A 26,925-nucleotide genomic window follows, 5' to 3' on the forward strand; every position below is an offset into this window, starting at 1 on the left:
CCCCTGTTCGGCATTTAGTGCAAGGAAGGCTTGGGCGCAGGCGCCTGTGGCTTGGCCAGCTCGGAGAACAGCAGCATCGGTGCGACGCGCAGGTACTCCATCACTTCCATATAGTCGCTTTCGCCGTCTTCGGATTCTTCCAGTGCATCCTGGACCTGGGAAATGGCGTCCAGGTCACCCAGCACTTCCTTGGCTTCGGCACTCAGGCTCAGGCCTGCCGAGTTGAGGCCGAAGCCGTACAGGAAGCCTTTGCACCACTCGCCCAGGGCGATGGCACGCTCGGTCAGCGGGGCATCGTCGGTGGGCAGCAACAGCACGACGGTGACTTCTTCACCGGTGAGTTCGCCCTTGACCATCTCCTGCAGGCCGATCAAAGCGTTACGAACATTGTCTACAGGATCGACTTCCAGCAGGTGGGCCGCATCGGCCAACCAGCCGTCGGCATCGAAGCCGGCGCCGGCGCAGCTGCGCCCGAGCAACAAGCCGTGAAGCTCGGCAGGCGAAACAGGGTGACCGTTGCTGGTGAGCAAGGTGGCAAAAGCGGTGTATGGCGAATTCGTAATGGGCATGGGCAGCTAGGCGCCAGACGGCGCAATGACTAGAATGAAGGCCTTGTATCCTAGCACCGGCAGGCGCGCCAAGACCATCGACGCCGCCAATTCGGGGCATGCCGGAACTTAATGAGCGGGTAAGACCCGTCTGACAAAAGCGAGTGGCACGTCATGCCAGAGAACGACCTGCAAGCGCTGATGGGCCGATTCGAGCTGTTGATCGAACGTGTCGAGCAACTAAAGCGGCAAAATGCACTCCTATTAGCTCAGGAAAAATCCTGGCGCGAGGAGCGCGCCCACCTCATCGAAAAAAACGAGATCGCCCGGCGTAAGGTCGAATCGATGATTTCGCGGCTCAAGGCCCTGGAGCAAGACTCATGAGTTCAAGCAATAGCGTCACCGTTCAGATCCTCGACAAGGAGTATTCGATCATCTGCCCGCCGGAAGAGCGCAGCAACCTGGTCAGCGCAGCGCGCTACCTGGACAGCAAGATGCGCGAGATCCGCAGCAGCGGCAAGGTGATCGGCGCCGACCGTATCGCGGTGATGGCGGCGCTGAACATCACCCACGACCTGCTGCACAATCAGGAGCGCCCGCAGGCGCCCACCGGCGGTGCCACCCGTGAACAGGTGCGCGACCTGCTCGAACGTGTCGATCAGGCATTGGCCGACGACGCGGGTTCAAAACCGGCCTGAGTTTCGGGTATACTCCGACCACTCCCTGGAGTGCTTGCCAGTCGGTCATGTCCCTGAGCCGATACGCACAACCACGGGGGTTGCACGTGGGGCCGGTGTGCATGTCCGCTTGACGGAAAGCCTTAACGCCTCCTGTAATCTCCACCTTGAACTTTCGGGTTCAAGGGCTACACCGACAGCGGTTCGTCGGGGAGCCTGAATTCTCCAGCCTGCGCCCACCCAGCGGCGCACGCACATGCACTGCCACCCCTGCGTGGCAGTCGCCCCAGGGACCGCCCGTGCCATGACCGACACCGCGCCGCTTACCCGCCCCCAACTTCGTCGCCTGCTCCGTGATGCCCGCCGCGCCCTCAGCCCGGCCGAACAGCGCCGTGCCGCGCGCGGCCTGTACCGGCAACTGGCGCAGCACCCGCTGTTTCGTCGTGCCCGGCACATTGCCCTGTACCTGCCCAACGACAGCGAGATCGACCCGCGCCTGCTGCTGCGCGAAGCTCAACGTCGAGGCAAGCATACCTACCTGCCGGTGCTGCACGCCTGGCCCAGAACCCGCATGGCCTTCCAGCGCTTCGAGCACGGTGAAAAACTGCGCCCCAACCGCTTCCGCATCCCCGAACCACGCATCAATCTCACACGCCAGCGACCCACCTGGGCACTGGACCTGATCCTGCTGCCGCTGGTGGGTTTCGACGAGACGGGTGGGCGACTGGGCATGGGCGGCGGGTTCTATGACCGCAGCCTGGCGTATCAGGGGCGGCGCAAGGCCTGGAAGAAACCCCTGCTGCTGGGGCTGGCGCACGAATGCCAGAAAGTGCAACGACTGGCCCAGGCCAGTTGGGACGTGCCGCTGCAGGGCACGGTATCGGACAGGGGGTGGTACCTGGCACCCTGAACGGGCGCCGCAAGGCTCAACGCTTGACGGGGGTCGGGGCGGCCGGCATCTCGTAGGCGGCTGTTTCGAGTTTCTGTTCCCACAGGCTTTGTGCATAGCCGGTGGTGACCACACCCAGGCCAAACAGAAAAACGAGCACCCAGAGCAAATCCGGTTTGCGATTCATCGATTGCCCCCCTCAGGCAAACTCATCACGATGACAGCAACGGTTTTTATTATGCCGTGCAGCAGCGTCAAGCTTAAAATGCGCGCATTCTCCGACAACCTGGTGCCACACGCAAACGTTGACGCCAACCGGCTGTCGGTTTCATGCAACAGGTTATTTCAAACTTTGTCTGGAGCGTCAACGATGGCCTACTGGCTGATGAAATCCGAGCCCGACGAGCTCTCGATCGAAGACCTCGCCCGCCTCGGCCAGGCGCGCTGGGACGGGGTGCGCAACTACCAGGCGCGCAACTTCATGCGCGCCATGGCGGTGGGCGATCTGTTCTTCTTCTACCACTCCAGCTGCCCCGAGCCCGGCATCGCCGGTATTGCCCGCATCACCACCGCCGCCTACCCCGACCCCACCGCACTGGACCCCGAGAGCCACTACTTCGACGCCAAGGCCAGCGCCGAGAAGAACCCGTGGAGCGCAGTGGACGTGGAGCATGTGGAAACCTTGCGCAAGGTGCTGGGCCTTGGCTACCTCAAGCAACAGGCGGCACTGGCCGAACTGCCACTGGTACAGAAGGGCAGCCGCCTGTCGGTGATGCCGGTGACGGACAAACAATGGGCCGCGGTGCTCGCACTACGTTAATTTCGCGTAAGATGCCCACTCGTTTGATACGTATCAACCCGCCACGGTAGGCAAAACGTCAGACTCTGACGTCAAACGCAGCAGGATGCAGGTGCATGTCGATGAGCCAACACACCCCCAAACTCTTTGCCGGCGCGCTGATTGCGCTGCTGGTGGCAGCCGGCGGCCTGGGCTACTGGAAGTCCATGCACGACCGTCTGCCCGAAGGCCTGAGCATGGGCAACGGTCGCCTTGAGGCCACCGAGGTGCAGATCGCCACCAAAGTGCCGGGGCGCCTGGCCGAAGTGCTGGCCGACGAGGGCGACGTGGTGCACAAGGGCCAACTGCTGGCGCGCATCGACACCCGCACCATGGAGGCCCAGCGCAACCAGGCCGAAGCCGAAGTGCTGCGTGCCCGCGAGAACTACGCGGCCGCCCAGGCCACCGTGCAGCTGCGCCAGAGCGAACAGCTGCTGGCCAGCCAGGAACTCAAGCGCGTGCGCGAACTGTTCCAGCGCAAGTACTCCAGCCAGCAATTGCTCGACCAGCAGCAGGCCCGCTACGACACCAGCAATTCAGCCGTGGTGGCAGCGCGAGCGCAACTCGCGGCAATCAAGGCCGCCATCGGTGCCGCCGAGGCCCAGGTGGCCCAGCTCACCAGCGAAATCGACGACAGCAGCCTGCGCGCGCCCATCGATGGCGTGATCCAGCTGCGCCTGGCCGAACCGGGCGAAGTGCTCGGGGCCGGCGGGCGCGTACTGCTGCTGATCGATCCCAGCGACCAGTACATGAACCTCTATCTGCCCGCCTCCACCACCGGCAAACTGACCGTGGGCGACCAGGCGCGCATCGTGCTCGATGCCCTGCCCGACCGCGCGCTGCCGGCCAAGATCAGCTTCGTGGCAGCCAAGGCGCAGTTCACCCCCAAGCAGGTGGAAACCCGTGACGAGCGCCAGAAGCTGGTGTTTCGCGTCAAGCTGCGCCTGACCGAGCCCAGCGCGGTGCCCCAGGCCAAGCCGGGCATGCCCGGCGCCGGCTATGTGCGTAGCGCCCCCGTGGACTGGCCGGCCAACCTGCAATGACGGCCCTGGCGCTGCAGGCGCGTGGCATCAGCCACCGCTACGGCTCCCTCGAGGCCCTGCAGGACATCTGCTTTGAACTGCCGGCAGGCACCCGCTGCGGCCTGATCGGCCCGGACGGTGCGGGCAAGTCGAGCCTGCTGGGGCTGATTGCCGGGGTCAAGAAGCTGCAACAGGGCGAGTTGCAGGTGCTGGACGGCTCGATCCGCCAGCGCCGCCACCGCAACAGCCTGTACCCGCGCATCGCCTTCATGCCCCAGGGCCTGGGCGGCAACCTGTACCCCGAGCTGTCGATCAGCGAGAACATCCGCTTCTTCGCCACGCTGTTCGGCCTGAGCCGTTCCGAGTGCGACACGCGCATGCACGCGCTGCTGCTGGCCACCGACCTGGAACGCTTTGCCGAACGCCCGGCAGGCAAGCTCTCCGGGGGCATGAAGCAGAAACTCGGGCTGTGCTGCGCACTGATCCACGAGCCCGACCTGCTGATTCTCGACGAGCCCACCACCGGCGTCGACCCGCTGTCGCGCCGGCGCTTCTGGGAGCTGGTGGAGCAGGTGCGCGGCGAGCGTCCGCAACTGACCCTGCTGGTGGCCACCGCCTACATGGAAGAGGCCGAACAGTTCGAGCACTGTCTGATGCTCGACCGTGGTCGCCTGATCGCCCAGGGGCTGAGCCGCGAGCTGGCCGGCGCCACCGCCAGCGGCAAGCTGGACGACGCCTTCACCTGCTACCAGAGCCAGCAGCAGGATGACCGCAGCCGCACCCAGGCGCCGCTGGTGATCCCTCCACGCCCGGCCGACGACGGCGACATCGCCATCGAGGCCCATGAACTGACCCTGCGCTTCGGCGACTTCACCGCAGTGAACAAGGTCAGCTTCGCCATCGGCCGTGGCGAGATCTTCGGTTTCCTGGGCTCCAACGGCTGTGGCAAGACCACCACCATGAAGGTGCTCACCGGCCTGATGCCGGCCAGCGAAGGCAGCGCCACCCTGCTCGGCCGCCCGGTCGACGCCAAGGACCTGGCCACGCGCAAGCGCGTCGGCTTCATGTCGCAGAGCTTTTCGCTGTATGGCGAACTGAGCGTGCGTCAGAACCTCGAGCTGCACGCGCGCCTGTTCGACCTGAACAAGGCCGACAGCACCCCGCGCATCGCCGAACTGATCGAGCGCTTCGACCTGGGCGACATTGCCGACCAGCAGTCCGGCGCCCTGCCGCTGGGCCTGCGCCAGCGCCTGTCGCTGGCCGTGGCGGTGCTGCACCGGCCTGAAGTGCTGATCCTCGACGAACCCACCTCCGGCGTCGACCCGGCCGCACGCGACGACTTCTGGCGCCTGCTGATCGAGCTGTCCCGCGAGCAGGGCGTGACCATTTTCCTGTCCACCCACTTCATGAACGAGGCGCTGCGCTGCGATCGCATCTCGCTGATGCACGCCGGCCGTGTGCTGGCCTGCGATACCCCAGCCGCGCTGCAACAGCAGTTCGGTGGCCAGACCCTGGAAGACGCCTTCGTCACCTGCCTGGAACAGGCGCAGAACAGCAGCCCGGCGCCGACCGAGGCCCAACCGGTGAGCACCACCGCCGAGGCCGCCAGCCCGCCACCCCGCAGCGGCTTCAGCTTCGTGCGGCTGTTCGCGGTAGCCACCCGCGAAGGCAAGGAGCTGCTGCGCGACAAGGTGCGCCTGGCCTTCGCCCTGCTCGGTGCGCTGTTCATGATGGTGATCTTCGGCTATGGCATTTCGCTGGACGTGGAGAACCTGGCATTCGCGGTCTACGACCAGGACCAGAGCCCGCAAAGCCGTCTGTACCTGGAAGCGTTTCGCGGCTCGCGCTACTTCGCCGAGCAGGCGCCGATCCGCGACGCCGCGCAACTGCACAAGCGCCTGCAACGCTCGGAAATCAAGCTGGCGCTGGAGATCCCCCCCGGCTTTGGCCGCGACCTGAATGCCGGGCGCCAGCCGGTGGTGGCGGCCTGGCTCGATGGCGGCATGCCGTTTCGCGCCGAAACCAGCCGCAACTATGTGGAGGCCGTGCACCAGGCCAACCTCGAACAGCTCGCCGCGCTGAGCAGCCGCGCACAGCCAGGCCTGGCAGCGGTAAAGCTTGAAACCCGCTTTCGCTACAACCAGGACGTGATCAGCGTGAACGCCATCGGCCCCGGGGTGATGGCGCTGATCCTGGCATTCATTCCCGCGATGCTCACGGCACTGGGCATCGTGCGTGAAAAAGAGCTGGGCTCGATCACCAACTTCTACGCCACGCCGCTCACGCGCCTGGAGTTCCTGCTCGGCAAGCAGGCCCCGTACCTGCTGGTGAGCCTGGTCAACCTGGCGTTGCTGGTGGCGATGAACCGCTGGCTGTTCGGCGTGCCCTTCAAGGGCAGCGCACTGGCCCTGGCCTGCGGCGGGGTGCTGTACCTGCTGGCCACCACCAGCCTGGGGCTGCTGATCTCGGCATTCACCCGCACCCAGATCGCGGCGATCCTGGGCACCATGATCATCACCAGCCTGCCGACCATCCAGTTCTCCGGGCTGATCGTGCCACGCTCTTCTCTCGATGGCGCGGCAGCACTGATGGGTCAGCTGTTCCCGGCCGGCTACTTCCTCGACATTGCCGTCGGCACCTTCACCAAGGCCCTGGACCTGCGCGAACTCTGGCCGCAGTGCCTGGCCCTGTTCGGGTTCTTCGCCGGCTTCACCGGGCTGAGCCTGATCATGCTGAAAAAGCAGGAGGTCTGATGCAGCGCCTGGCCCATATCTACCGCCTCGGTCTCAAGGAGCTGACCAGCCTGCGCCACGACAGCGTGCTGCTGCTGTTTCTGCTGTATGCCTTCAGCGTGGCCATCTACATGCCCGCCGCCGGCTCGGTGATCGGCGTGCACAACGCCAGCGTGGCCATCGTCGACGAAGACCACAGCCTGGTCTCGCGCAAGCTGGGCGAGGCGCTGCAACCGCCGGAGTTCCAGCCGGCGGTGACGCTGCCCTACGACCAGCTCGACCAGGCCATGGACAGCGGCCAGTACACCTTCGTGATCAATATCCCGGTGAACTTCCAGAGCGACCTGCTGGCCGGGCGCACCCCGGAACTGCAGGTGAACGTCGACGCCACCGCCATGAGCCAGGCGTTCATGGGCGCCGGCTACATCGGGCGGATCTTCGAACGCGAGCTGCTCGACTACGCCAAGCAGGCCGTGCAGAGCCCGGCGCTGCTGAGCCCACGGGCGCTGTTCAACCCCAACCTGGAGGGCGGCTGGTTTCTGGCGGTGATTCAGATCGTCAACAACATCACCATCCTGGCCATCGTGCTGACCGGCACTGCGCTGCTGCGCGAACGCGAGCATGGCACCCTCGACCACCTGCTGGTACTGCCACTGACGGCACTGGAAATCATGCTGGCCAAGATCGGCAGCAACGCGCTGGTGGTGGTGCTGTGCACCTGGGTGTCGCTGGAGGTGGTGGTCAAGGGGGCATTGGGAGTGCCGCTGGCCGGCTCCATGGGGTTGTTCCTGGGCGTGACCGCGCTGTACCTGTTCGCCAGCACCGCGCTGGGGATCTTCCTCGCCACACTGGCGCGCTCGACCCCGCAGTTCGGCTTGCTGGCGATCCCGGTGATCATCCCGATGCTGTTGCTGTCGGGCGGCAGCACGCCGCTGGACAGCATGCCGCAATGGCTGCAGTGGGTGATGCAACTGTCACCCTCCACCCACTTCGTCAGCCTGGGTGCCGCGATCCTGTTCCGCGACGCCGACGCATCGGTGGTGTGGCCGGACCTGCTGGCGCTGGCGGCGATCGGCCTGGCGTTCTTTGCGATCGCCCTGGCACGCTTTCGCCGCAGCCTGGCTTCGTGACTACTGCACGATCAGGTTGTTGAACAGCAGGTCGGCCACCACCGGCCGGCCTTCTTCGCCGTTGAGCACCTGCTGCACCTGCTTGAGGGCTTCCTGGCGAAGGTGTTCCTTGGCCTCGACGTTGCTCATGCCGTCCAGGCTCTGCTGGGTGAACAGGGCCACCAGCTGGTTGCGGATCAGCGGTTCGTGGTGCTTGACCGCGGCCGCATCCACATCGTTGTCCACGCGCAACGCCACATCGGCCTTGTACACGCGCAGCTTGGGGCCGCCATCAAGGGCATAGTTGCCCACCAGTGGCGGGGTCAGGGAGATGTACGACACCTTCGGCGCGCCCTCTCCGTCCTTGGCTTCTTCGGCCATGGCCGCCGCTGGCAGCATCAGAGCCAGTACCATCAAGATCCACGCTTTCACCAATTCGCTCCTCAAACAGTTGGCGCCAGCATACCCAGCGCCTTCGCCAAACCCAAGCCCGGGCTTATGCCGGCTTATCAGGCCGGGGCATGCTCGTTGACCCGACACCCTGCCCACCTACACTTATCGGCCACCACCCGCAAAGGAATAGCCCTGATGAAAGCCGTGTTGTGCAAAGCCCATGGTCCGGCCAGCGACCTGGTCCTCGAAGAGGTCGCCAGCCCCGTGCCCAAACGCAATGAAGTGCTGGTGCAGGTGCATGCGGCGGGGGTCAACTTCCCCGACACCCTGATCATCCAGGGCAAGTACCAGTTCCAGCCGCCACTGCCGTTCTCGCCGGGTGGCGAAGCAGCAGGGGTAGTGCTGGAGGTGGGCGAAAAGGCCGGGCCGTTGCAGGTGGGCGACCGGGTGATGGCGCTGACCGGCTGGGGCAGCTTTGCCGAGCAGATCGCGGTGCCAGGCTACAACGTGATGCCGATCCCGGCGCACATGGACTTCGCCACGGCTGCCGCATTCGGCATGACCTACGGCACCTCGATGTACGCGCTCACCCAGCGCGGGCAGCTGCAAGCAGGGGAAACCCTGCTGGTGCTGGGCGCGTCGGGCGGGGTCGGGCTGGCGGCGGTGGAGATCGGCAAGGCCCTGGGCGCGCGGGTGATCGCAGCGGCCAGCAGCGCCGACAAGCTGGCCGTGGCCAAGGCTGCCGGTGCCGACGAGCTGATCAACTACAGCGAAAGCGGCCTCAAGGACGAGATCAAGCGCCTGACCGGTGGCCAGGGCGTGGACGTGGTTTTCGACCCGGTGGGCGGCGAGCTGTTCGAGCAGGCGGTGCGCGGGCTGGCGTGGAACGGACGGATGCTGGTGGTGGGGTTCGCCAGCGGGCAGATCCCGCAGTTGGCGGTGAACCTGACGCTGCTCAAGGGCGCGGCGGTACTGGGGGTATTCTGGGGTGCGTTCGCGCAGCGCCAGCCGGCGGATAACGCCGCGAACTTCAAGCAGCTGTTTGCGTGGCATGCCGAGGGCAAGCTGAAACCGCTGGTGTCGCAGACCTACCCACTGGCCGATGCCGGGGCTGCAATCGAGCAGTTGGCGGGGCGCAAGGCGGTGGGCAAGCTGGTGGTGTCTGTGCGATAGCCAAACCCGCTCCCGCACTGCCCTGTGGGAGCGGACTTGACCCGCGATAGAGGCGTGAACGTCAGCTCATGTCCCAGGCCAGCAGCACCTGCTTGCACCCACGGCACACGAACTTGTAGAACCCGGTATCCCCGCCCGGCGCATACCCCACCGCGGCCCACGACCAGTCCTCCACGGTCATGCCGTTGTACTCGGCCCAGTGCTCCCGGGTCGCCGGCGTGGCCTCACTGATGTCCTCGGCGCTGGCGTCCCCGTGGAACTCGCAGGCGTCACCGCAATGGTGCATCCACTGGCTGTCCTGCCATGTGGGATAGCCCGGCGTGCGATAGGCGATCTCGTCGAGCACCTCAGGCTTTATGCCCGCCTCCCCCATCGCATACACATCATGGAAACTGCCGTCGTAGCGCCTGGCCGCCGAACCATCGGCAATGCACCACGGGCAGATATCGCCCTCGAGTGTCTGCGCGGTGTACAGCGTGCCGTCATACAGGTAACCACGCGCCTGCCCGCAGCACACGCAAGCCTCGCTGCTGGCCACGATGTAATGAACCTTGCCGGGGTAATAGGTAAAGACCGGAAGTGGTGTTGTCATGGCATTCCTTCTCACAGCTGCTTGAGCGCAAGGTCACGCAGTTGCTGCGGCCAGGCGTCGATGAACATCAGGTCGGGCTGCCCGGCGCAGCGCCGCTCGATAGACGGCAGCGCTGCCTCGAACGCCTGCTGCGCCTGCTTGAACTGCAGCAGGGTGGGCGATGCGGGTGACGTCCTGGCCAGCAAGCCGATGGACGTGGCCACGCTGTCCATCTGCCACAGCGGCTGATGCGAGCGGATCTGACGGTAGGTGGCCAGGTAGTAACTGAACAGCTTGCACTGCAGCTGCGGCAACGCGGCCTGGGCATCCAGGGTCATCGCCATGGACTGCTCATCCATGCGAAAGAGCAGGCTCTGCACCACATCGGTTTTCACCGGCTCGCCCGCGGCCACCGTCCAGGGTTCGAACCGCACCTTTGCGATGGCCGCTTCTGCAGACGCACTGAACAACGCATGATCACTGTGCTTGACGGTTACATGGCTGACCGAGCCATCGCGCGAATCGACCTGGTAGCCGATGCGCACAGCGCCCTCCAGGCCCACCAGCCTCATGGCCCTCGGGTAAACCGGGGCCGGGGGCTGTGCGAACGTGGGCACATGCTCGGCCTGCACGGCGCAGCACCAGCACAACAGTATTCCAAGCCAGCGTTTCATCCCTGATTCCCAACACGTCCATTGATAAGGGGCGCGATGGTACCGCAGGCTTCACGCCTTGTCCGCCGAATGACAACGCTTGAAGCGTGCCTCCAGGTTGCGGTCGGGCATGGCATGGGTGCGCAGCGCCGAAAGGGTCTGCTCGACATAGTCGCGGGTGGTGCCGTAGCGGCCCTTGGCGCTGGCCAGGATATGGCTGAGCAAGGTGTCGGGCAGGTTGCCGGCATAGCACGGCAGGTGCCGCTCCAGCACGAAGCCCAGTGCCTGCACCTTGCTGCCGTCCTCGAGGCGGCAGTTGAGCCAGTGCGGACGGTACGCCGGGTACGGCATCTCGCGCTGCCACAGCGCCAGCAATGAATCCTCCAGGCGCTCTTCGGGCAGCCGATAGGCAAAGCCGCTGCACGAGCCACCACGGTCCAGACCGAACACCAGCCCCGGGCACTCCGGAGTGCCGCGGTGCTCGTGGGACCACAGGTACAGGCCGCGATGATAGCCATGCACGCGTGCGCGCCGGCGCTCGGCCGCGCTGCATTCCGGTCGCCAGATCAGCGAGCCATAGGCAAACAGCCAGACCGGGCCGCCCTGATGGCGGGACATGGTGTGATCAACCGATTGTCGAAGTTGCTCGTGGGTCAGTTGCTGACCGAAGTCGAGCACCGGAGGGTACGCCAAACTCGAGGGTGCAGTTTCAATTGCCGACATGATCGCCGCCAGAATTCCTCGTGAACTACTGAAGTGGCCCACTGTAAAGTCATTGCAATAACAATACATCGACCGTACGGCAGATGGCCGCTCGAATACAAGCCCCCGTTGCAAACAAAGCCCCCAGCACCGGGGCTTTCAGGCCTGCTGTTTCAAGTGTAGTAATAGTTTTTGGCGGTGCTTGCAATAATTAACGCGACCAGCACTTATAACCAACGAGGCACAATCGGGTTATTTGAATCGGCGCGTTATTGCAACGCGCCGTTATTACCTAAGTTAGCCGCGCGGGGCATAAGCGAATACATCGGCGCGCATCTGGTGTGCGTCCATGCCAGCGTCCACCAGGGCATCGAGGGTGGCGTAGATCATGGTGGGCGAGCCACTGGCATACACGTGCACGCCCGCAAGGTCGGCAATGTCTTCGCACACGGCCTCGTGCAGCAGTCCGCAGCGCCCCTCCCAGCCGCACAAGTCGCTCACTACCTTGTGCAGGAACAGGTTGGGCAGCGTTGCCCACTCGTCCCAGTGCTCGATCTGATAGAAGTCTTCCGGGCGGCGCACTCCCCAGTACAGGTGCACCGGGTGCTTGAAGCCGCTGGCCCGGCAATGTTCGATCAGGCTGTGCATCTGCGCCATGCCGGTACCGGCAGCAATCAGTACCAGCGGCCCGTCCGGCAGTTCGGCCAGGTGCGTGTCGCCAAACGGCAGCTCCACCCGCGCCATGCGGTTGCGCTGCAACTGTGCGATCAGTTCCAGTGCACTGCTCTCGCGGGCCAGCACGTGCAGCTCCAGGTCACGCCCGCTGTGTGGCGCCGAGGCCAGCGAGAACGCGGCCTTGTCGCCAGCTTCGCGCTCGATCATCAGGTACTGCCCGGCGTGGTAGCGCGGCGGCTTGCCGGCCGGCGCGCGCAGACGCACGCGCCACACGTCGCCGCCCACCTCGACACATTCGCTCAACTGGCAGGCCAGCTTGCGCACCGGCAGCTCGCCCAGGGCCAACACGCCATCCCACAGCAACACGCAATCCTCCAGCGGCTCGGCGATGCAGGTGTACAGCTCGCCATGGTCCTTCACCTCGCCATCCTGGCGCACACGGCCTTCCACCAGCAGTGCCGCGCACACATGGCAATTGCCATTGCGGCAGCTCTGCGGGCAGTCATAGCCCAGACGACGGGCCCCATCCAGTATGCGCTCACCAGGGTTCAGTGCCAGCACCGCCCCGGAGGGCTGCAAGGTAACCTGCATCAGTCTATTCCCAACTGTGTCCACAGCTCATCGATGCGTCGGGTGACGGCCTCGTCCTTGACGATGACACGCCCCCACTCGCGGGTGGTTTCGCCCGGCCACTTGTGGGTGGCATCCAGGCCCATCTTCGAGCCCAGGCCGGAAACCGGCGAGGCGAAGTCCAGGTAGTCGATCGGTGTGTTGTCGATCATCACGGTATCGCGCTTGGGGTCCATGCGCGTGGTGATGGCCCAGATCACGTCGTTCCAGTCCCGCGCGTTGATGTCGTCGTCGGTGACGATCACGAACTTGGTGTACATGAACTGGCGCAGGAACGACCACACCCCCAGCATCACGCGCTTGGCGTGCCCTGGGTACTGTTTTTTCATGGTGACCACCGCCATGCGGTACGAGCAGCCTTCAGGCGGCAGGTAGAAGTCGGTGATCTCGGGGAACTGCTTCTGCAGGATCGGCACGAACACTTCGTTCAGCGCCACGCCCAGAATCGCCGGCTCGTCAGGCGGACGCCCGGTGTAGGTGCTGTGATAGATCGGCTTGGTGCGGTGGGTGATGCGCTCCACGGTGAACACCGGAAAGCTGTCGACCTCGTTGTAGTAGCCGGTGTGATCGCCATACGGGCCTTCGGGCGCCATCTCGCCGGGGTGGATCACGCCTTCGAGGATGATCTCGGCGGTGGCGGGCACCTGCAGGTCATTGCCGCGGCACTTGACCAGCTCGGTACGGTTGCCGCGCAGCAGGCCGGCGAAGGCGTACTCGGACAGGCTGTCGGGCACCGGGGTCACCGCGCCGAGGATGGTCGCCGGGTCGGCGCCCAGTGCCACGGCCACCGGGAACGGCTGGCCAGGGTGCTTCTCGCACCACTCGCGATAGTCCAGCGCGCCGCCACGGTGGCTCAGCCAGCGCATGATGACCTTGTTGCGGGCGATGACCTGCTGGCGATAGATACCCAGGTTCTGGCGGTCCTTGTTCGGACCTCGGGTCACGGTCAGGCCCCAGGTGATCAGCGGCGCCACGTCGCCCGGCCAGCAGTGCTGGATCGGCAGCGCGCCAAGATCGACGTCGTCCCCCTCGATCACCACGTCGTGGCAGGGCGCATCCTTGACCACCTTGGGCGCCATCGAGATGACCTTCTTGAAGATCGGCAGCTTCGACCAGGCGTCCTTCAGCCCCTTGGGCGGCTCGGGCTCCTTGAGGAAGGCCAGCAGCTTGCCGATCTCGCGCAGTTCGCTGACCGACTCGGCGCCCATGCCCATGGCCACGCGCTCCGGGGTGCCGAACAGGTTGCCCAGCACCGGAATGTCGTAACCGGTAGGGTTCTCGAACAGCAACGCCGGGCCCTTGGCACGCAGGGTGCGGTCGCAGACCTCGGTCATTTCCAGGATCGGGGAGATGGGGACCTGAATGCGCTTGAGTTCGCCGCGCTGTTCCAGGCCGCGGATAAAGTCGCGCAAATCGCGATACTGCATGCGGGAGCCTCGTGTTCGCCGTAGCGGTCGGGGTGCAAAGTGTAGCGCCGAACCCCGCCCGCCAGAATAGACAATGTACAGATAGCAAAAAGCCGGGTTTCCCCGGCTCTTGCGTACCGCCCGTGTTACTTGCGCTTCATCGACAGGAAGAACTCGTCGTTGGTCTTGGTCTGCTTGAGCTTGTCGACCAGGAACTCGATGGCAGCGATCTCGTCCATCGGGTGCAGCAGCTTGCGCAGGATCCACATGCGCTGCAGCTCGTCGTCGGCGGTCAGCAGCTCTTCGCGACGGGTACCCGAACGGTTGATGTTGATGGCCGGGAACACGCGCTTCTCGGCAATGCGACGGTCCAGGGGCAGTTCCATGTTGCCGGTACCCTTGAACTCTTCGTAGATCACTTCGTCCATCTTCGAGCCGGTCTCGACCAGCGCGGTGGCGATGATGGTCAGCGAACCGCCTTCCTCGATGTTACGTGCAGCACCGAAGAAACGCTTCGGCTTCTCCAGGGCGTGGGCGTCGACACCACCGGTCAGCACCTTGCCGGAGCTCGGGATCACGGTGTTGTAGGCACGGGCCAGACGAGTGATCGAGTCGAGCAGGATGACCACGTCCTTCTTGTGCTCGACCAGGCGCTTGGCCTTCTCGATGACCATCTCGGCCACTTGCACGTGACGGGTTGGCGGCTCGTCGAAGGTGGAGGCGACCACTTCGCCGCGCACGGTGCGCTGCATCTCGGTCACTTCTTCCGGGCGCTCGTCGATCAGCAGCACGATCAGGTGGCACTCGGGGTTGTTGCGGGTGATGTTGGCCGCGATGTTCTGCAGCATGATGGTCTTGCCCGCTTTCGGCGGGGCGACGATCAGGCCGCGCTGGCCCTTGCCGATCGGCGCGCACAGGTCGATGACGCGACCGGTGAGGTCTTCGGTGGAACCGTTGCCGGCTTCCATCTTCAGGCGCTTGTTCGGGAACAACGGCGTCAGGTTTTCGAAGAGGATCTTGTTCTTCGCGTTTTCCGGACGGTCGTAGTTGATGGTGTCGACCTTGAGCAGCGCGAAGTAGCGCTCGCCTTCTTTGGGCGGGCGGATCTTGCCGACGATGGTGTCACCGGTACGCAGGTTGAAGCGACGAATCTGGCTGGGCGAGACATAGATGTCATCCGGGCCGGCCAGGTACGAAGCGTCAGCCGAACGCAGGAAGCCGAAACCGTCCTGGAGAATCTCCAGCACGCCGTCACCGGAGATTTCCTCGCCGCTTTTCGCGTGCTTTTTCAACAGGGAGAAAATCACGTCCTGCTTGCGCGAACGGGCCATATTTTCTATGCCCATCTGTTCGGCCAATTCGAGCAGATCGGTAATCGGCTTTTGCTTGAGTTCAGTCAGATTCATAAGGGGAATGACGTAATCATGTAAGAAGGGGGAATTAAGCTTCTGGCTTAATGAAGCCGCGCCGCAGAGAAGGCGACAGGATCGCGTACTAATTCGAATTGAGGTGCGTCGGCGACGGCGTGCAGGGGGCACTGAAAGAAACAGTGCGAGGCCGAATGTATCACTTGCATTTTCTGGCGTCTAGTCACCAGACAGAGAAAAGCCCCGACGAATGCGGGGCTTTTTTCGACTCAGATATTGGCGTCGAGGAACGCCTGCAGCTGAGACTTGGACAATGCGCCGACCTTGGTCGCCTCGACATTGCCGTTCTTGAACAGCATCAGCGTCGGGATGCCACGCACGCCGTGCTTGGCTGGGGTTTCCTGGTTTTCGTCGATGTTGAGCTTGGCGACGGTCAGTTTGCCCTCGTAGGTAGCGGCGATGTCGTCCAGAACCGGAGCGATCATTTTGCATGGGCCGCACCATTCAGCCCAGTAGTCGACCAGCACCGGACCTTCAGCCTTGAGCACGTCGGCTTCGAAGGTGGCGTCGGTGACGTGTTTGATAAGATCGCTGCTCATGGAAGTCTCCAAGGTCGTAAGCAAAAAAACGTGGCCCATCATAGCCGCCATCGCCGTAGACAGGAAGCCACGCGCGATTGACTGTAACTATAGTTGTGCGAGACGTTGCATATCGACTGTCACACAAAAGTCATAAAAAAGACTCGCAACTGCGTCAGGTCAAGCCTTGCCACACTGCGCGTTGGCGTCGGCGGCGGATCGTGGCACGATTGCCGGGTTATCGACCGAGAACCCATCACCATGCCGCAAAACCCAGCCAAGAATCTGTCCCTGATAGCCGCCATCGACCTGGGCTCCAACAGTTTCCACATGGTCGTGGCCAAGGCCCACCACAACGACATTCGCATCCTGGAGCGGTTGGGGGAAAAGGTTCAGCTGGCCGCCGGCATCGACGAAGAGCGCCAGCTCAGCGAAGAGTCCATGCAACGCGGGCTCGACTGCCTCAAGCGCTTCGCCCAGCTGATCAACGGCATGCCTGACGGCGCGGTGCGCATCGTCGGCACCAACGCCTTGCGCGAAGCGCGCAACCGCGGCGAATTCATCCGCCGCGCCGAAGCCATTCTCGGACACCCGGTGGAGGTGATTTCCGGCCGTGAAGAAGCACGCCTGATCTACCTGGGCGTCTCCCATACCCTGGCCGACACCCCCGGCAAGCGCCTGGTGGCCGACATCGGCGGCGGCAGTACCGAATTCATCATCGGCCAGCGCTTCGAGCCCCTGCTACGCGAAAGCCTGCAGATGGGCTGCGTGAGCTTCACCCAGCGTTACTTTCGCGACGGCAAGATCACCCCGGCGCGCTATGCCCAGGCCTACACCGCCGCGCGCCTGGAGCTGATGAGCATCGAGAATGCCCTGCACCGCCTGACCTGGGATGAAGCCATCGGCTCCTCGGGCACCATCCGCGCCATCGGCCTGGCCCTGAAGGCCGGCGGCATGGGCAACGGCGAGGTCAACGCCGAAGGTCTGGCCTGGCTCAAACGCAAACTGTTCAAGCTGGGCGATACCGACAAGATCGACTTCGAAGGGGTCAAGCCCGACCGGCGCACCATCTTCCCGGCGGGCCTGGCGATCCTGGAGGCGATCTTCGACGCGCTGGAACTGCAACGCATGGACCACTGCGAAGGTGCCCTGCGCGAAGGCGTGCTGTACGACCTGCTGGGCCGCCACCACCACGAAGACGTGCGCGAGCGCACCCTGACCTCGCTGATGGAGCGCTACCACGTCGACCAGGGCCAGGCGGCACGGGTCGAGCGCAAGGCGCTGCATGCCTTCGACCAGGTGGCCAAGGCGTGGGATCTTGAAGACGGGATCTGGCGCGAACTGCTGGGCTGGGCGGCCAAGGTGCACGAAGTGGGGCTGGACATCGCCCACTATCATTACCACAAGCACGGCGCCTACCTGATCGAGCACTCCGACCTGGCCGGCTTCTCCCGTGAAGACCAGCAGATGCTGGCACTGCTGGTGCGCGGGCACCGGCGCAACATCCCCAAGGACAAGTTCGCCGAATTCGGCGACGACGGCGTGAAGCTGATTCGTCTGTGCGTGCTGCTGCGCTTCGCGATCCTGTTCCACCACATCCGCGGCACCCAGCAGATGCCGACGGTCAAGCTGCATGCCGCCGGCCAGAGCCTGGATGTGGAGTTCCCGGCCGGCTGGCTGGAACAGAACCAGCTGACCCAGGCCGATTTCGGCCTGGAAGCCGAATGGCTGGCCCGGGTCGGCTTTACCCTCAGCGTACGATAAGCACCGGGTTGCTCAGGCGCTCGAGCAGAGTGGCCTGGGCACTGCGCGGGTTCTGGTTGCCGGTCGGCGTGCTGCGCACATAGCGGCCGTCCGACTGCAGCAGCCACGCGTGGGTATTGTCGGTCAGGTACCCCTCCAGCTCCTTCTTCACCCGCAGGATCAGCTTCTTGCCCTCCACCGGGAAGCAGGTCTCGACACGCTTGTCGAGGTTGCGCTCCATCCAGTCGGCACTGGAAAGGAACATCTGCTCTTCCCCGCCATTGAGGAAGTAGAACGCCCGGGTGTGTTCCAGGAAGCGCCCGATGATCGAGCGCACGTGGATGTTGTGCGAAACGCCCGGAATGCCCGGACGCAGGCAGCACATGCCACGCACCACCAGGTCGATGCGCACGCCCGACTGGCTGGCCTTGTACAACGCCTTGATGATCTTGGGGTCGGTCAGCGAGTTGAACTTGGCGATGATGTGCGCCGGCTTGCCTTCCAGGGCGAACTGGGTCTCGCGCGCGATCATGTCGAGCATGCCCTTCTTGAGGGTGAACGGCGCGTGCAGCAGCTTCTTCATGCGCAGGGTCTTGCCCATGCCGATCAACTGGCTGAACAGCTTGCCGACGTCCTCGCACAAGGCGTCGTCGGAGGTCAGCAGGCTGTAGTCGGTGTACAGGCGGGCGTTGCCGGCGTGGTAGTTGCCGGTACCCAGGTGCGCATAACGCACGATCTCGCCGGCCTCGCGCCGCAGAATCAGCATCATCTTGGCGTGGGTCTTGAACCCGACCACGCCATAGATCACCACCGCACCCGCCGCTTGCAGGCGGCTGGCCATCTGCAGGTTGGACTCTTCGTCGAAACGCGCGCGCAATTCGATCACCGCGGTGACTTCCTTGCCGTTACGCGCCGCGTCCACCAGCGCGTCGACGATCTCGGAGTTGGCGCCGCTGCGGTACAGGGTCTGGCGCACGGCCAGCACGTGCGGGTCTTTCGCCGCCTGACGCAGCAGGTCGACCACCGGGGTGAACGACTCGAAGGGGTGCATCAGCAGGATGTCCTGCTTGCTGATGACACTGAAAATGTTCTCGCTGTTCTGCAACAGCTTGGGAATCGCCGGAGTGAACGGCGTGTACTGCAGCTCCGGGTGGCTGTCCAGGCTGGTGATGCTGAACAGGCGCGTGAGGTTGACCGGGCCATTGACCTGATACACCTCGTGCTCGCTCAGGCTGAACTGCTTGAGCAGGTAATCGGACAGGTGCTTGGGACAGGTATCGGCCACTTCCAGGCGCACCGCATCGCCATAGCGACGCGAGAACAGCTCGCCACGCAGGGCACGGGCCAGGTCTTCGACGTCCTCGGAGTCCAGCGCCAGGTCGGCGTTGCGGGTCAGACGGAACTGGTAGCAGCCCTTGACCTTCATGCCCTGGAACAGGTCGTCGGCGTGCGCATGGATCATCGACGACAGGAACACGTAGTTGTCGCCGGGGCCACCGACGTCTTCCGGCACCTTGATCACCCGCGGCAGCAGACGCGGCGCCGGAATGATCGCCAGGCCCGAATCACGGCCGAACGCATCGATGCCTTCGAGCTCGACGATGAAGTTCAGGCTCTTGTTCACCAGCAGCGGGAACGGGTGGGTCGGGTCCAGGCCGATCGGGGTAATGATCGGTGCGATCTCGTCGCGGAAGTAGCGGCGCACCCAGGTCTTGAGCTTGGTGGTCCAGTGACGCCGGCGGATGAAGCGAATCTGGTGCTTTTCCAGCTCCGGCAGCAGCACGTCGTTGAGGATCGCGTACTGGCGGTCCACTTCGCTGTGCACCAGCTCGCTGATGCGCGCCAGCGCCTGGTGCGGCTGCAGGCCGTCGGCGCCGGCCTGCTCGCGAGCGAAGGTGATCTGCTTCTTCAGGCCCGCCACACGAATTTCGAAGAACTCATCCAGGTTGCTGGAAAAGATCAGCAGGAACTTCAGTCGCTCCAGCAGCGGGTAGGACTCGTCCAGCGCCTGCTCCAGCACGCGGATGTTGAACTGCAGCTGGGACAATTCGCGATGGATGTACAGGCTGCTGTCGTCCAGGCCCGGCACGGCAATCGCCGGCACCGCCGGGGCCGGAGCCACCACGGGCGCCTCGGCTTCGACCACCGGCGCGGGCTCGAGGTCCGGCGGGGTTTCGACCAGTTGCTCGGGCACCGGCTGGGCATCCTTCACTTCGACTTCGGTAAGTGCTTCGTTATTCATCTAGCGTTCCTGAAGGGCGTTACTGCCCTCTCATCAATTGTGCGGCGCGAACAGCGAAATAGGTCAGGATGCCGTCGGCGCCCGCCCGTTTGAAAGCGGTGAGGGATTCGAGGATAACCCCTTCCGAGAGCCAGCCGTTCTGGATCGCGGCCATGTGCATCGCGTACTCGCCACTGACCTGGTAGACGAAGGTCGGCACCTTGAACTCGTCCTTGACCCGCGCAAGGATATCCAGATACGGCATGCCTGGCTTGACCATTACCATGTCGGCGCCTTCGGACAGGTCGGCGGCCACTTCATGCAGGGCCTCGTTGGTGTTGGCCGGGTCCATCTGGTACGAGGCCTTGTTGGCCTTGCCCAGGTTCAGCGCCGAGCCGACCGCGTCGCGGAACGGGCCGTAGTAGGCGCTGGCATACTTGGCCGAGTAGGCCATGATGCGCACGTTGACATGACCGGCCAGCTCCAGGGCTTCACGGATCGCCTGGATCCGCCCGTCCATCATGTCCGACGGGGCCACCACCTGGGCGCCGGCCTCGGCATGCGACAGCGCCTGGCGCACCAGGGCGTCGACGGTGATGTCGTTCTGGACGTAGCCTTCCTCGTCGAGGATACCGTCCTGGCCGTGGGTGGTGAACGGGTCCAGTGCCACGTCGGTGATCACCCCCAGCTCCGGGAAGCGGTCGCGCAGGGCGCGGGTGGCGCGCTGGGCAATACCGTCCGGGTTGTAGGCTTCGGCGCCATCCAGCGACTTCCTGTCCAGCGGGGTCACCGGGAACAGGGCCAGGGCCGGAATACCCAGCTTCACCCACTCCTCGGCGGCCTGCAGCAGCAGGTCGATGCTCAGGCGCTCCACGCCGGGCATCGAGGCGACTTCCTCGCGACGGTTTTCGCCGTCCAGCACGAACACCGGCAGGATCAGGTCGTCAACAGTCAGTGTGGTTTCGCGCACCAGGCGACGGGAAAAGTCGTCACGGCGGTTGCGACGCAGGCGAGTGGCAGGAAACAAACGGTTAGCGGGGGTAAAGCTCACGGCAGACTCCTGAGCCCGCGCAGGCGGGCGAGCGCGACAGTTATAAGCAGCCATTATGACGCCCGTATGACGACCTGAGGCAACCCTGCGACTTATGGACGCATTCATTCTCCTTGTAGGAAATGTTCACGTCGAGACACATTTGGACACTTTCCCTAAAGCCTCCCAGGGGGTAGGCTGCGCGTTCATTTCGCCAGCACCCAGAAAATGCTTGAACAATTCCTGCAGGATTTCGGCTATTTTGCCCTTTTTCTAGGCACCTTTTTTGAAGGTGAGACCATACTGGTTCTCGCCGGATTTCTTGCGTTCCGTGGCTACATGGATATCAACATGGTGGTGCTGGTTGCCTTCTTCGGCAGCTATGCCGGCGACCAGCTGTGGTACTTCATGGGGCGTCGTCACGGGCGCAAGCTGCTGGCGCGCAAGCCGCGCTGGCAGATGATGGGGGACCGTGCGCTGGAGCACATCCGCCGCCACCCCGACATCTGGGTGCTGAGTTTCCGTTTCGTCTACGGCCTGCGCACGGTGATGCCCGTGGCCATCGGCCTGTCCGGCTACCCGCCGCGCCGCTACCTGCTGCTCAACGGCATCGGTGCCGCAGTATGGGCACTGGCCCTGGGCGCGGCCGCCTACCACTTCGGCGCCATCCTCGAAGGGCTGCTGGGCAACGTGAAGAAGTACGAGCTGTGGGTACTCGGTGCCCTGGTGGTACTGGGCGCCCTGCTGTGGCTGCGCCGGCGCTTCAAGGCCGCGCGCATTGCCCGCCAGGAAGCCGCCGAGGCCCAGGCCGAACAGGCGCGGGCCCAGGCCCGGGAGCAGCACACTGGCGAAGGTGGCGACCGGCCATAGGCCTGGCTGCTCGCTCTCACGACTGAACACTCCCCCTGCATTGCGATCTATGTAGAGAGCCTGGCGAGAATGGCCAAATCAGGGGACATTTAGCGCCTTGAACGGGAGTAGTGAGCATGACCAAGAAAAAAGTTGCGGTGATCCTTTCCGGTTGCGGTGTGTACGACGGTGCCGAAATTCACGAGAGCGTCATCACCCTGCTGCGCCTTGACCAGCGTGGCGCCCAGGTGCAGTGCTTTGCACCGAACATCGCGCAGATGCATGTGATCAACCACCTTACCGGCGAAGAGATGCCCGAAACGCGCAACGTGCTGGTGGAGTCGGCGCGCATTGCCCGCGGCGAGGTCAAGGACCTGCGTGAAGCGAATGCGGACGACTTCGACGCACTGATCGTGCCCGGTGGCTTCGGCGCTGCGAAAAACCTCTCCAACTTCGCCGTGGAAGGCGACAAATGCTCGGTCAACCCCGATGTGCTCGCACTGGCCGAAGCCTTCGCCGAAGCGGGCAAGCCGGTGGGCCTGATCTGCATTTCGCCGGCCCTGGCGGCCAAGATCTACGGGCCAGGCGTGGTCTGCACCATCGGCAACGATGCCGACACCAGCGCGGCCGTGGTCAAGATGGGCGGCACCCATGAAGAATGCGATGTGCACGACATCGTCGAAGACACTCAGCGCAAGCTGGTCAGCACCCCCGCCTACATGCTGGCGCAGAGCATCGGCGAGGCGGCGGGCGGGATCTACAAGCTGGTCGACCGGGTGCTGGAACTGACCCACGAGGCCGACTGAGGCATCACTGCGGGTAGGCGCGTGCCAACCGCGTGAGAATGCGGTCCAGCGCATTGGCGAAGGCCTGTTTCTCACGCTCGCCGTAGGGCGCCTGCCCACCACCGACCTGGCCCTGCTCGCGCAGGTCGGTGAACAGGTTGCGCACCGCCAGCCGCTCGCCCATGTTGCGCTCGTCGAATTCGCGGCCACGCGGATCGAGCGCGGCCACCCCCTTCTTGACCAGCCGATCGGCCAGCGGCACATCGCTGCAGATCACCAACTCGCCGGGCACGGCGTGTTCCACCAGGTAGTCGTCGGCAGCATCCGGCCCACTGGGCACCACGATGAGCCTGACGCAGGCAAAGGCCGGCTTGATCTGGCCCTGACCGGCGACCAGCACCACCTCGAACTGGCGCTTGAGGGCAAATTTGACCAGTTGGTCCTTGGCCGCCTTGGGGCAGGCATCGGCGTCGATCCAGACACGCATGGTTGGGTTATCCACCGCAAAGAGAACAAGGGGCACAGTATCCCTGCATTGGCGCGGCGTTGCAGCATTCGCCGACAAGCCAGCGCAGGGGCCCTCGATCAGTGCACCGAAACCCGCCGCCCTGCCAGCCAGCTGCGCCCGTACAACACTGCAATGGCCACCAGCGCCAACGCCTGCGCAGCCAGCGAATACGCATCGGCATGAATCCCCAGCCAGTCGAAGTCGAAGAACGGCACTGGCCGCGTACCGAACACCCCCGCCTCCTGCAACGCCTTCACCCCATGCCCGGCGAACACCACCGACAACGCGCACAGCAGCGCCGCGTTGATGCTGAAGAACAACGACAGCGGCAATTTCGCCGACCCGCGCAGAATCACCCACGCCAGCCCCACCAGCAGCACCAGCGCCGTCGCCCCGCCGGCCAGCACCGCATCGTGCGCCGCAGGCCCGGCCTGCAGCCACAGGGTTTCGTAGAAAAGGATCACCTCGAACAGTTCGCGGTAAACCGAAAAGAACGCCAGCACGGCAAAGCCGAAGCGGCCGCCGCCCCCCACCAGGCTGCTTTTGATGTAGTCCTGCCAGGCCGCCGCATGGCGCCGGTCGTGCATCCACACCCCCAGCCACAGCACCATCACGCAGGCGAACAGGGCGGTGCAGCCCTCCAGCAGTTCACGCTGTGCGCCCCCCACGTCGATCACGTAGGCAGCCAGTGCCCAGGTGGCAAAGCCCGCCACCAACGCCAGCGCCCACCCCACGTTGACGCTGCGCACCGCCGACTGCTGCCCGGTATTGCGCAGGAAGGCCAGAATCGCCGCCAGCACCAGGATTGCCTCCAGCCCCTCGCGCAGCAGAATCAGCAGGCCGGAGATGAAGCTCAGCGACCAACTCAGGCCATCGCCACCCAGCAGCTTGGCCGATGCTTCGAGCTTGGCCTTGGCCGCCGCCAGGCGTTGCGTCACCTGCTCCACCGGCAAGCCGTCCTGCAACCCCTGGCGGTAGGCCATCAGGGCCTTTTCGGTGTTCTTGCGCAGGTTGGCATCGACGTTGTCCAAAGCGCTTTCCACCAGCTCGAAGCCCTCCAGGTACGCCGCCACCGACAGGTCGTAGGCCTGCTCGTGGTCGCCGGCACGATAGGCGGCCAGGCTCTGTTCGAGGGTGGTGGCGGTGTAGTCGATCAGTTGGCCAGGGCCGCGTTGCGCAGCTGGCGGCTTGGCGCGCTGGGCGCGAAAGGCGGCCGCCGCCTCGCCACCCTGGGTGTCACGCACCTGCGCCGGGGTGAGCTGCGCCAGCTCGGCCAGGCTGAAGCGCCGGTCGGCCTGCACAGCACCAGGCTCGGCGCTGAAGCCGGCAATGTAGCTGGCCACATCCCAGCGCTGGCGCTCGTCGAGCTGGTCGGCGAACGCCGGCATGTCGCTGCCCTCGATGCCCTGCTCCATCACCCGGTACAGCTCGGCCAGGCTCAGGGTGTCGAGCCGCGCCGCCTGGCGCAGATCGCCCGGCGGTGGTTCCAGCCCCAACCCCGCCGGCCCATCGCCGGCGCCGCCGTCACCGTGGCACACCGAACAGTGCTGGGCGTACAGCGGTGCACCGCGGGCCGGGTCCGGGGTAATCAGCGGCGCTTGCGGCGCGGCACTGCCCAAGGCACTGCCCAGAGCCAGCAGCGGCCCTAGCAGCCAGGCGAACACACGGGGGCGGGGCATCATGGGAGCCAATCTCGAACAGGAATGAGGAGGATTGCATTGTTCACTTCCACTTGCGCCGGCTCAAGCATCACCCGGAAGTTTCATGAAAAATTTTGAAACAAGTTTATCTCCTACCCCGGGAATCGACTTATTCCTACACCACACGGGAAATGTGACTACTGGCACATCCAAGAAAAAATGAAGCACAAGGCCATTAATTAGCCAGTCATTGCGTCTATAATGCCGCGCCTTTCGTTATAGCGAATGGAAATACAGGCTCCTCTGCTAAGAGGATTTGGAACTAGCGTCCAAAGGGATCACCGCCACTCGCCGGCGCCTAACGTCACTTTTTCAGGGAAGAGATTCAAGATGGCCTCCCGTGTCCTCACCGTCGCCACGCTGTGCGCGATCGTCCAACTGACGGGCTGCGCAGCGTTTCGCAGCTACGACAGCGAACTCCAGGAAACCAACCAGCAGCTGGCCAGCGGCAACGTCGACGCGGCCCTGGCCCTGCTGGAAAAGAACAACAAGGGTGAGGACAAGGACCTTCTCTACTACTTCGAGAAAGGCGAACTGCTGCGCTCCAAGGGCGACCTGAGCGGCAGCCAGGATGCCTGGCGCGAAGCCGATAGCGTGGTGTTCAAGTGGGAAGAGTCGGTGAAGCTGGACACCGCCAAGTACCTGAGCCAGTTCGGCAGCTACCTGGTCAACGACAAGGTGCGCCGCTACGAAGGCTACGACTACGAAAAAGTCATGCTGACCACCCAGATGGCCCTGAACCTGCTGGCGCAGAATGATTTCGACGGTGCCCGCACCGAAATCAAGAAAACCCACGAACGTGAGGCCGTGATCGCCGAGCTGCGCGACAAGGAATACCTCAAGCGCGAAGAAGAGGCCGAGAAGGAAGGCGTCAAGACCGAGTACAAGGACCTGCAGGGCTACCCGGTGGCCGCCCTGGACGCGCCTGAAGTGGTCGGTCTGAAGAACAGCTACCAGAGTGCGTTCAGCCACTACCTGTCCGGCTACGTATACGAAGCACTGGGCGAAAAAGGCCTGGCTGCACCGGGCTACCGCAAGGCGGCCGAACTGCGCCCGAACACCGCGCTGCTCGAGCGTGCGCTGCTCGACCTCGACAAGCCTGCCGCCAAGGGCGCCGACAGCGACGTGCTGATCGTGGTGCAGAGCGGCCTGGCGCCGGCCCGCGACTCGGTGCGCATCCCCCTGCCCCTGCCAATCAGCGGCAATCTGGTGATCACCCCGCTGTCGTTCCCGATCATCAAGGAAGACACCTCCACCGCGCACTTCAGCGAGATCTACCTGAACGACAAGACGCTCTCGCTGACCGCGCTCAACAGCACCACCGCCATGTCGCGCCGCGCGCTGCGTGACGACATGCCAGGCATCATCCTGCGCACCAGCGTGCGCGCCATCACCCGTGGCGTGGCGCAAAAGCAGCTCAACGACGTCAACCCGCTGGCTGGTCTGGCCGTGGGCATCGCCTCGGCCGTCACCGAAGGCGCCGATACCCGCACCTGGCGCACCCTGCCGGACGACACCCTGGTTGCCCGCGTGCGCCTGGCCCAGGGCGAGCACCAACTGAGCCTGCCGTCGAACCTGGGCGGCAGCAAGATCGCCGTGAAGATCGATCGCCCCTATCAGGTCGTGGCCCTGCGCGTCGTGGGCAACCGCGTCTACGCCGGTGGCCCGGCCCTGCAAGTCACCCAGCCTGCGCCGGCCGCCGCCGTCGCCAGCCTCAAGTAAGCCAAGGAATCGCCATGCGCCTCAAGCTTCTCGCCGCGCTCGCCACCGCCACCCTGCTGGCCGGCTGCGCCACCCCACCACCGCCCGCACCGGGCAGCGCCGCCAGCAAGGTGGTCGTGATGGGCAAACTGAGCAACATCGATATCGGCCCGATGCGGGTTGCCCGCGAAAACGGCTTCATGACCGTCAAGGTCTCGCTGACCAACACCAGCCGCAGCAACAAGACGATGTTCTATCGCTTTGCCTGGCTGGGCAACGACGGCTTCCCGGTCGCCAGCGAAGAAAGCTGGAAGACCCTGAGCCTGTACGGCTCGCAGTCCACCGTACTGCCAGCGATTGCCCCGGTCCCCCAGGCCACTGACTTCCGCATTGAAGTCCAGGCCCAGTAATTTTCAATTTTCAGG

The 26,925-nt window shown here is 64.4% G+C and carries 26 protein-coding genes, 1 other RNA gene and 1 pseudogene; 14 read left to right on the forward strand and 14 right to left on the reverse strand.

Going from position 1 to position 26,925, the window contains the following annotated elements:
- Positions 1-14 precede the first annotated feature (14 nt).
- A complete protein-coding gene (locus NJH59_RS01395) occupies positions 15-569 on the reverse strand; it encodes a YecA family protein (RefSeq protein WP_043863406.1) in 555 nt (184 codons plus the stop codon).
- 153 nt (positions 570-722) lie between these two features.
- Between NJH59_RS01395 and NJH59_RS01400 the strand changes: the two genes are divergently transcribed.
- The 4 genes from NJH59_RS01400 (at position 723) to NJH59_RS01415 (ending at position 2,135) form a co-directional block, all read left to right on the forward strand.
- Positions 723-932, forward strand: coding sequence for a TIGR02449 family protein (locus NJH59_RS01400; protein WP_043863405.1), 210 nt, complete (start codon positions 723-725; stop codon positions 930-932).
- Complete coding sequence (locus tag NJH59_RS01405; protein WP_043863404.1) at positions 929-1,246, forward strand: cell division protein ZapA; 318 nt, start codon at positions 929-931, stop codon at positions 1,244-1,246. The genes NJH59_RS01400 and NJH59_RS01405 overlap by 4 nt, the downstream gene beginning before the upstream one ends.
- 19 nt (positions 1,247-1,265) lie before the next feature.
- A non-coding RNA gene (gene ssrS, locus NJH59_RS01410) (6S RNA) lies at positions 1,266-1,443 on the forward strand.
- Between the two features lie 86 nt (positions 1,444-1,529).
- A complete protein-coding gene (locus tag NJH59_RS01415; RefSeq protein ID WP_043863403.1) occupies positions 1,530-2,135 on the forward strand; it encodes a 5-formyltetrahydrofolate cyclo-ligase in 606 nt (201 codons plus the stop codon).
- Positions 2,136-2,151: 16 nt separating this feature from the next.
- Here NJH59_RS01415 and NJH59_RS25475 read toward each other — a convergent pair whose 3' ends face one another.
- Positions 2,152-2,274: a hypothetical protein gene (locus tag NJH59_RS25475; protein WP_255001640.1), complete on the reverse strand. Its 123-nt coding sequence runs from the start codon at positions 2,272-2,274 to the stop codon at positions 2,152-2,154.
- Positions 2,275-2,484: 210 nt separating this feature from the next.
- Between NJH59_RS25475 and NJH59_RS01420 the strand changes: the two genes are divergently transcribed.
- The 4 genes from NJH59_RS01420 to NJH59_RS01435 all read left to right on the forward strand — a co-directional run bounded on the left by NJH59_RS01420 (position 2,485) and on the right by NJH59_RS01435 (position 7,836).
- Positions 2,485-2,934 carry an EVE domain-containing protein gene (locus NJH59_RS01420; protein WP_104572813.1) on the forward strand — a complete coding sequence of 150 codons (450 nt, stop codon included), beginning with the start codon at positions 2,485-2,487 and terminating at the stop codon, positions 2,932-2,934.
- 101 nt (positions 2,935-3,035) lie between these two features.
- A complete protein-coding gene (locus NJH59_RS01425) occupies positions 3,036-3,995 on the forward strand; it encodes an HlyD family efflux transporter periplasmic adaptor subunit (RefSeq protein WP_080922916.1) in 960 nt (319 codons plus the stop codon).
- Complete coding sequence (rbbA, locus tag NJH59_RS01430; RefSeq protein WP_253086257.1) at positions 3,992-6,727, forward strand: ribosome-associated ATPase/putative transporter RbbA; 2,736 nt, start codon at positions 3,992-3,994, stop codon at positions 6,725-6,727. The genes NJH59_RS01425 and rbbA overlap by 4 nt, the downstream gene beginning before the upstream one ends.
- Positions 6,727-7,836, forward strand: a complete 1,110-nt coding sequence (locus NJH59_RS01435) for an ABC transporter permease (RefSeq protein ID WP_043863399.1) — start codon at positions 6,727-6,729, stop codon at positions 7,834-7,836. The genes rbbA and NJH59_RS01435 overlap by 1 nt, the downstream gene beginning before the upstream one ends.
- On the opposite strand, the gene NJH59_RS01440 is transcribed toward NJH59_RS01435, so the two are convergent.
- Positions 7,837-8,247 (reverse strand): flagellar basal body-associated protein FliL, encoded by a 411-nt coding sequence (locus tag NJH59_RS01440; protein WP_054915500.1) that lies wholly within the window; start codon positions 8,245-8,247, stop codon positions 7,837-7,839.
- Positions 8,248-8,403: 156 nt separating this feature from the next.
- Here NJH59_RS01440 and NJH59_RS01445 point away from each other — a divergent pair, with 156 nt between their 5' ends.
- Positions 8,404-9,381 carry an NADPH:quinone oxidoreductase family protein gene (locus NJH59_RS01445; protein WP_196932026.1) on the forward strand — a complete coding sequence of 326 codons (978 nt, stop codon included), beginning with the start codon at positions 8,404-8,406 and terminating at the stop codon, positions 9,379-9,381.
- A gap of 61 nt (positions 9,382-9,442) precedes the next feature.
- Here NJH59_RS01445 and NJH59_RS01450 read toward each other — a convergent pair whose 3' ends face one another.
- From NJH59_RS01450 to trxA, 7 genes are all read right to left on the reverse strand, one after another.
- Complete coding sequence (locus NJH59_RS01450) at positions 9,443-9,973, reverse strand: CbrC family protein (protein ID WP_054915498.1); 531 nt, start codon at positions 9,971-9,973, stop codon at positions 9,443-9,445.
- Between the two features lie 11 nt (positions 9,974-9,984).
- Positions 9,985-10,626, reverse strand: coding sequence for an energy transducer TonB (locus NJH59_RS01455; RefSeq protein WP_116052406.1), 642 nt, complete (start codon positions 10,624-10,626; stop codon positions 9,985-9,987).
- A 51-nt stretch (positions 10,627-10,677) separates the two neighbouring features.
- Entirely contained in the window at positions 10,678-11,328 is a 651-nt protein-coding gene (locus NJH59_RS01460) for a gamma-glutamylcyclotransferase (RefSeq protein WP_043863394.1), read from the reverse strand.
- 276 nt (positions 11,329-11,604) lie between these two features.
- Positions 11,605-12,573: a CDP-6-deoxy-delta-3,4-glucoseen reductase gene (locus tag NJH59_RS01465; RefSeq protein ID WP_043863393.1), complete on the reverse strand. Its 969-nt coding sequence runs from the start codon at positions 12,571-12,573 to the stop codon at positions 11,605-11,607.
- The gene (gene ubiD, locus NJH59_RS01470) at positions 12,573-14,039 is read right to left on the reverse strand and encodes a 4-hydroxy-3-polyprenylbenzoate decarboxylase (protein ID WP_054915496.1); all 1,467 of its coding nucleotides are present in this window, start codon (positions 14,037-14,039) and stop codon (positions 12,573-12,575) included. The genes NJH59_RS01465 and ubiD overlap by 1 nt, the downstream gene beginning before the upstream one ends.
- Before the next feature lie 125 nt (positions 14,040-14,164).
- Positions 14,165-15,424 (reverse strand): transcription termination factor Rho, encoded by a 1,260-nt coding sequence (gene rho, locus NJH59_RS01475; protein ID WP_043863391.1) that lies wholly within the window; start codon positions 15,422-15,424, stop codon positions 14,165-14,167.
- A 230-nt stretch (positions 15,425-15,654) separates the two neighbouring features.
- Positions 15,655-15,984, reverse strand: a complete 330-nt coding sequence (gene trxA / locus NJH59_RS01480; protein WP_043863390.1) for a thioredoxin TrxA — start codon at positions 15,982-15,984, stop codon at positions 15,655-15,657.
- A gap of 240 nt (positions 15,985-16,224) precedes the next feature.
- Between trxA and ppx the strand changes: the two genes are divergently transcribed.
- Positions 16,225-17,727: an exopolyphosphatase gene (gene ppx, locus NJH59_RS01485; RefSeq protein WP_043863389.1), complete on the forward strand. Its 1,503-nt coding sequence runs from the start codon at positions 16,225-16,227 to the stop codon at positions 17,725-17,727.
- Here the strand turns inward: ppx and ppk1 are convergent.
- On the reverse strand, positions 17,714-19,948 hold the full coding sequence (gene ppk1, locus NJH59_RS01490; protein ID WP_043863388.1) for a polyphosphate kinase 1: 2,235 nt from the start codon (positions 19,946-19,948) through the stop codon (positions 17,714-17,716). The genes ppx and ppk1 overlap by 14 nt on opposite strands.
- A 19-nt stretch (positions 19,949-19,967) precedes the next feature.
- Positions 19,968-20,978 (reverse strand): porphobilinogen synthase, encoded by a 1,011-nt coding sequence (gene hemB / locus NJH59_RS01495; protein WP_043863387.1) that lies wholly within the window; start codon positions 20,976-20,978, stop codon positions 19,968-19,970.
- A 207-nt stretch (positions 20,979-21,185) separates the two neighbouring features.
- Between hemB and NJH59_RS01500 the strand changes: the two genes are divergently transcribed.
- The gene (locus NJH59_RS01500) at positions 21,186-21,827 is read left to right on the forward strand and encodes a DedA family protein (RefSeq protein ID WP_043863386.1); all 642 of its coding nucleotides are present in this window, start codon (positions 21,186-21,188) and stop codon (positions 21,825-21,827) included.
- A gap of 116 nt (positions 21,828-21,943) precedes the next feature.
- Complete coding sequence (gene elbB / locus NJH59_RS01505; protein ID WP_043863385.1) at positions 21,944-22,612, forward strand: isoprenoid biosynthesis glyoxalase ElbB; 669 nt, start codon at positions 21,944-21,946, stop codon at positions 22,610-22,612.
- Between the two features lie 4 nt (positions 22,613-22,616).
- On the opposite strand, the gene NJH59_RS01510 is transcribed toward elbB, so the two are convergent.
- Positions 22,617-23,078 carry a YaiI/YqxD family protein gene (locus tag NJH59_RS01510; RefSeq protein ID WP_043863384.1) on the reverse strand — a complete coding sequence of 154 codons (462 nt, stop codon included), beginning with the start codon at positions 23,076-23,078 and terminating at the stop codon, positions 22,617-22,619.
- A gap of 98 nt (positions 23,079-23,176) precedes the next feature.
- Positions 23,177-24,700 (reverse strand): annotated as a pseudogene (locus tag NJH59_RS01515) (FTR1 family protein); the annotation flags it as partial.
- A gap of 429 nt (positions 24,701-25,129) precedes the next feature.
- On the opposite strand from NJH59_RS01515, the gene NJH59_RS01520 reads away from it, so the two are divergent.
- Both NJH59_RS01520 and NJH59_RS01525 read left to right on the forward strand, forming a co-directional pair.
- Positions 25,130-26,521, forward strand: a complete 1,392-nt coding sequence (locus NJH59_RS01520; RefSeq protein WP_054915494.1) for a COG3014 family protein — start codon at positions 25,130-25,132, stop codon at positions 26,519-26,521.
- A gap of 14 nt (positions 26,522-26,535) precedes the next feature.
- The gene (locus NJH59_RS01525; protein WP_043863382.1) at positions 26,536-26,910 is read left to right on the forward strand and encodes a YcfL family protein; all 375 of its coding nucleotides are present in this window, start codon (positions 26,536-26,538) and stop codon (positions 26,908-26,910) included.
- Positions 26,911-26,925: the final 15 nt, after the last annotated feature.

Source organism: Pseudomonas sp. VE 267-6A, assembly GCF_024126555.1.
Classification (GTDB): Bacteria; Pseudomonadota; Gammaproteobacteria; order Pseudomonadales; family Pseudomonadaceae; genus Aquipseudomonas; species Aquipseudomonas palmensis.

Excerpts from the sequence above, each read along its gene's own strand:
- NJH59_RS01395 (WP_043863406.1), bottom strand. The coding sequence starts at position 569 with ATGCCCATTACGAATTCGCCATACACCGCTTTTGCCACCTTGCTCACC.
- NJH59_RS01400 (WP_043863405.1), top strand. The coding sequence starts at position 723 with ATGCCAGAGAACGACCTGCAAGCGCTGATGGGCCGATTCGAGCTGTTG.
- NJH59_RS01405 (WP_043863404.1), top strand. The coding sequence starts at position 929 with ATGAGTTCAAGCAATAGCGTCACCGTTCAGATCCTCGACAAGGAGTAT.
- NJH59_RS01415 (WP_043863403.1), top strand. The coding sequence starts at position 1,530 with ATGACCGACACCGCGCCGCTTACCCGCCCCCAACTTCGTCGCCTGCTC.
- NJH59_RS01420 (WP_104572813.1), top strand. The coding sequence starts at position 2,485 with ATGGCCTACTGGCTGATGAAATCCGAGCCCGACGAGCTCTCGATCGAA.
- NJH59_RS01425 (WP_080922916.1), top strand. The coding sequence starts at position 3,036 with ATGAGCCAACACACCCCCAAACTCTTTGCCGGCGCGCTGATTGCGCTG.
- rbbA (WP_253086257.1), top strand. The coding sequence starts at position 3,992 with ATGACGGCCCTGGCGCTGCAGGCGCGTGGCATCAGCCACCGCTACGGC.
- NJH59_RS01435 (WP_043863399.1), top strand. The coding sequence starts at position 6,727 with ATGCAGCGCCTGGCCCATATCTACCGCCTCGGTCTCAAGGAGCTGACC.
- NJH59_RS01445 (WP_196932026.1), top strand. The coding sequence starts at position 8,404 with ATGAAAGCCGTGTTGTGCAAAGCCCATGGTCCGGCCAGCGACCTGGTC.
- NJH59_RS01450 (WP_054915498.1), bottom strand. The coding sequence starts at position 9,973 with ATGACAACACCACTTCCGGTCTTTACCTATTACCCCGGCAAGGTTCAT.
- NJH59_RS01455 (WP_116052406.1), bottom strand. The coding sequence starts at position 10,626 with ATGAAACGCTGGCTTGGAATACTGTTGTGCTGGTGCTGCGCCGTGCAG.
- NJH59_RS01460 (WP_043863394.1), bottom strand. The coding sequence starts at position 11,328 with ATGTCGGCAATTGAAACTGCACCCTCGAGTTTGGCGTACCCTCCGGTG.
- NJH59_RS01465 (WP_043863393.1), bottom strand. The coding sequence starts at position 12,573 with ATGCAGGTTACCTTGCAGCCCTCCGGGGCGGTGCTGGCACTGAACCCT.
- ubiD (WP_054915496.1), bottom strand. The coding sequence starts at position 14,039 with ATGCAGTATCGCGATTTGCGCGACTTTATCCGCGGCCTGGAACAGCGC.
- rho (WP_043863391.1), bottom strand. The coding sequence starts at position 15,424 with ATGAATCTGACTGAACTCAAGCAAAAGCCGATTACCGATCTGCTCGAA.
- trxA (WP_043863390.1), bottom strand. The coding sequence starts at position 15,984 with ATGAGCAGCGATCTTATCAAACACGTCACCGACGCCACCTTCGAAGCC.
- ppx (WP_043863389.1), top strand. The coding sequence starts at position 16,225 with ATGCCGCAAAACCCAGCCAAGAATCTGTCCCTGATAGCCGCCATCGAC.
- ppk1 (WP_043863388.1), bottom strand. The coding sequence starts at position 19,948 with ATGAATAACGAAGCACTTACCGAAGTCGAAGTGAAGGATGCCCAGCCG.
- NJH59_RS01500 (WP_043863386.1), top strand. The coding sequence starts at position 21,186 with ATGCTTGAACAATTCCTGCAGGATTTCGGCTATTTTGCCCTTTTTCTA.
- elbB (WP_043863385.1), top strand. The coding sequence starts at position 21,944 with ATGACCAAGAAAAAAGTTGCGGTGATCCTTTCCGGTTGCGGTGTGTAC.
- NJH59_RS01510 (WP_043863384.1), bottom strand. The coding sequence starts at position 23,078 with ATGCGTGTCTGGATCGACGCCGATGCCTGCCCCAAGGCGGCCAAGGAC.
- NJH59_RS01520 (WP_054915494.1), top strand. The coding sequence starts at position 25,130 with ATGGCCTCCCGTGTCCTCACCGTCGCCACGCTGTGCGCGATCGTCCAA.
- NJH59_RS01525 (WP_043863382.1), top strand. The coding sequence starts at position 26,536 with ATGCGCCTCAAGCTTCTCGCCGCGCTCGCCACCGCCACCCTGCTGGCC.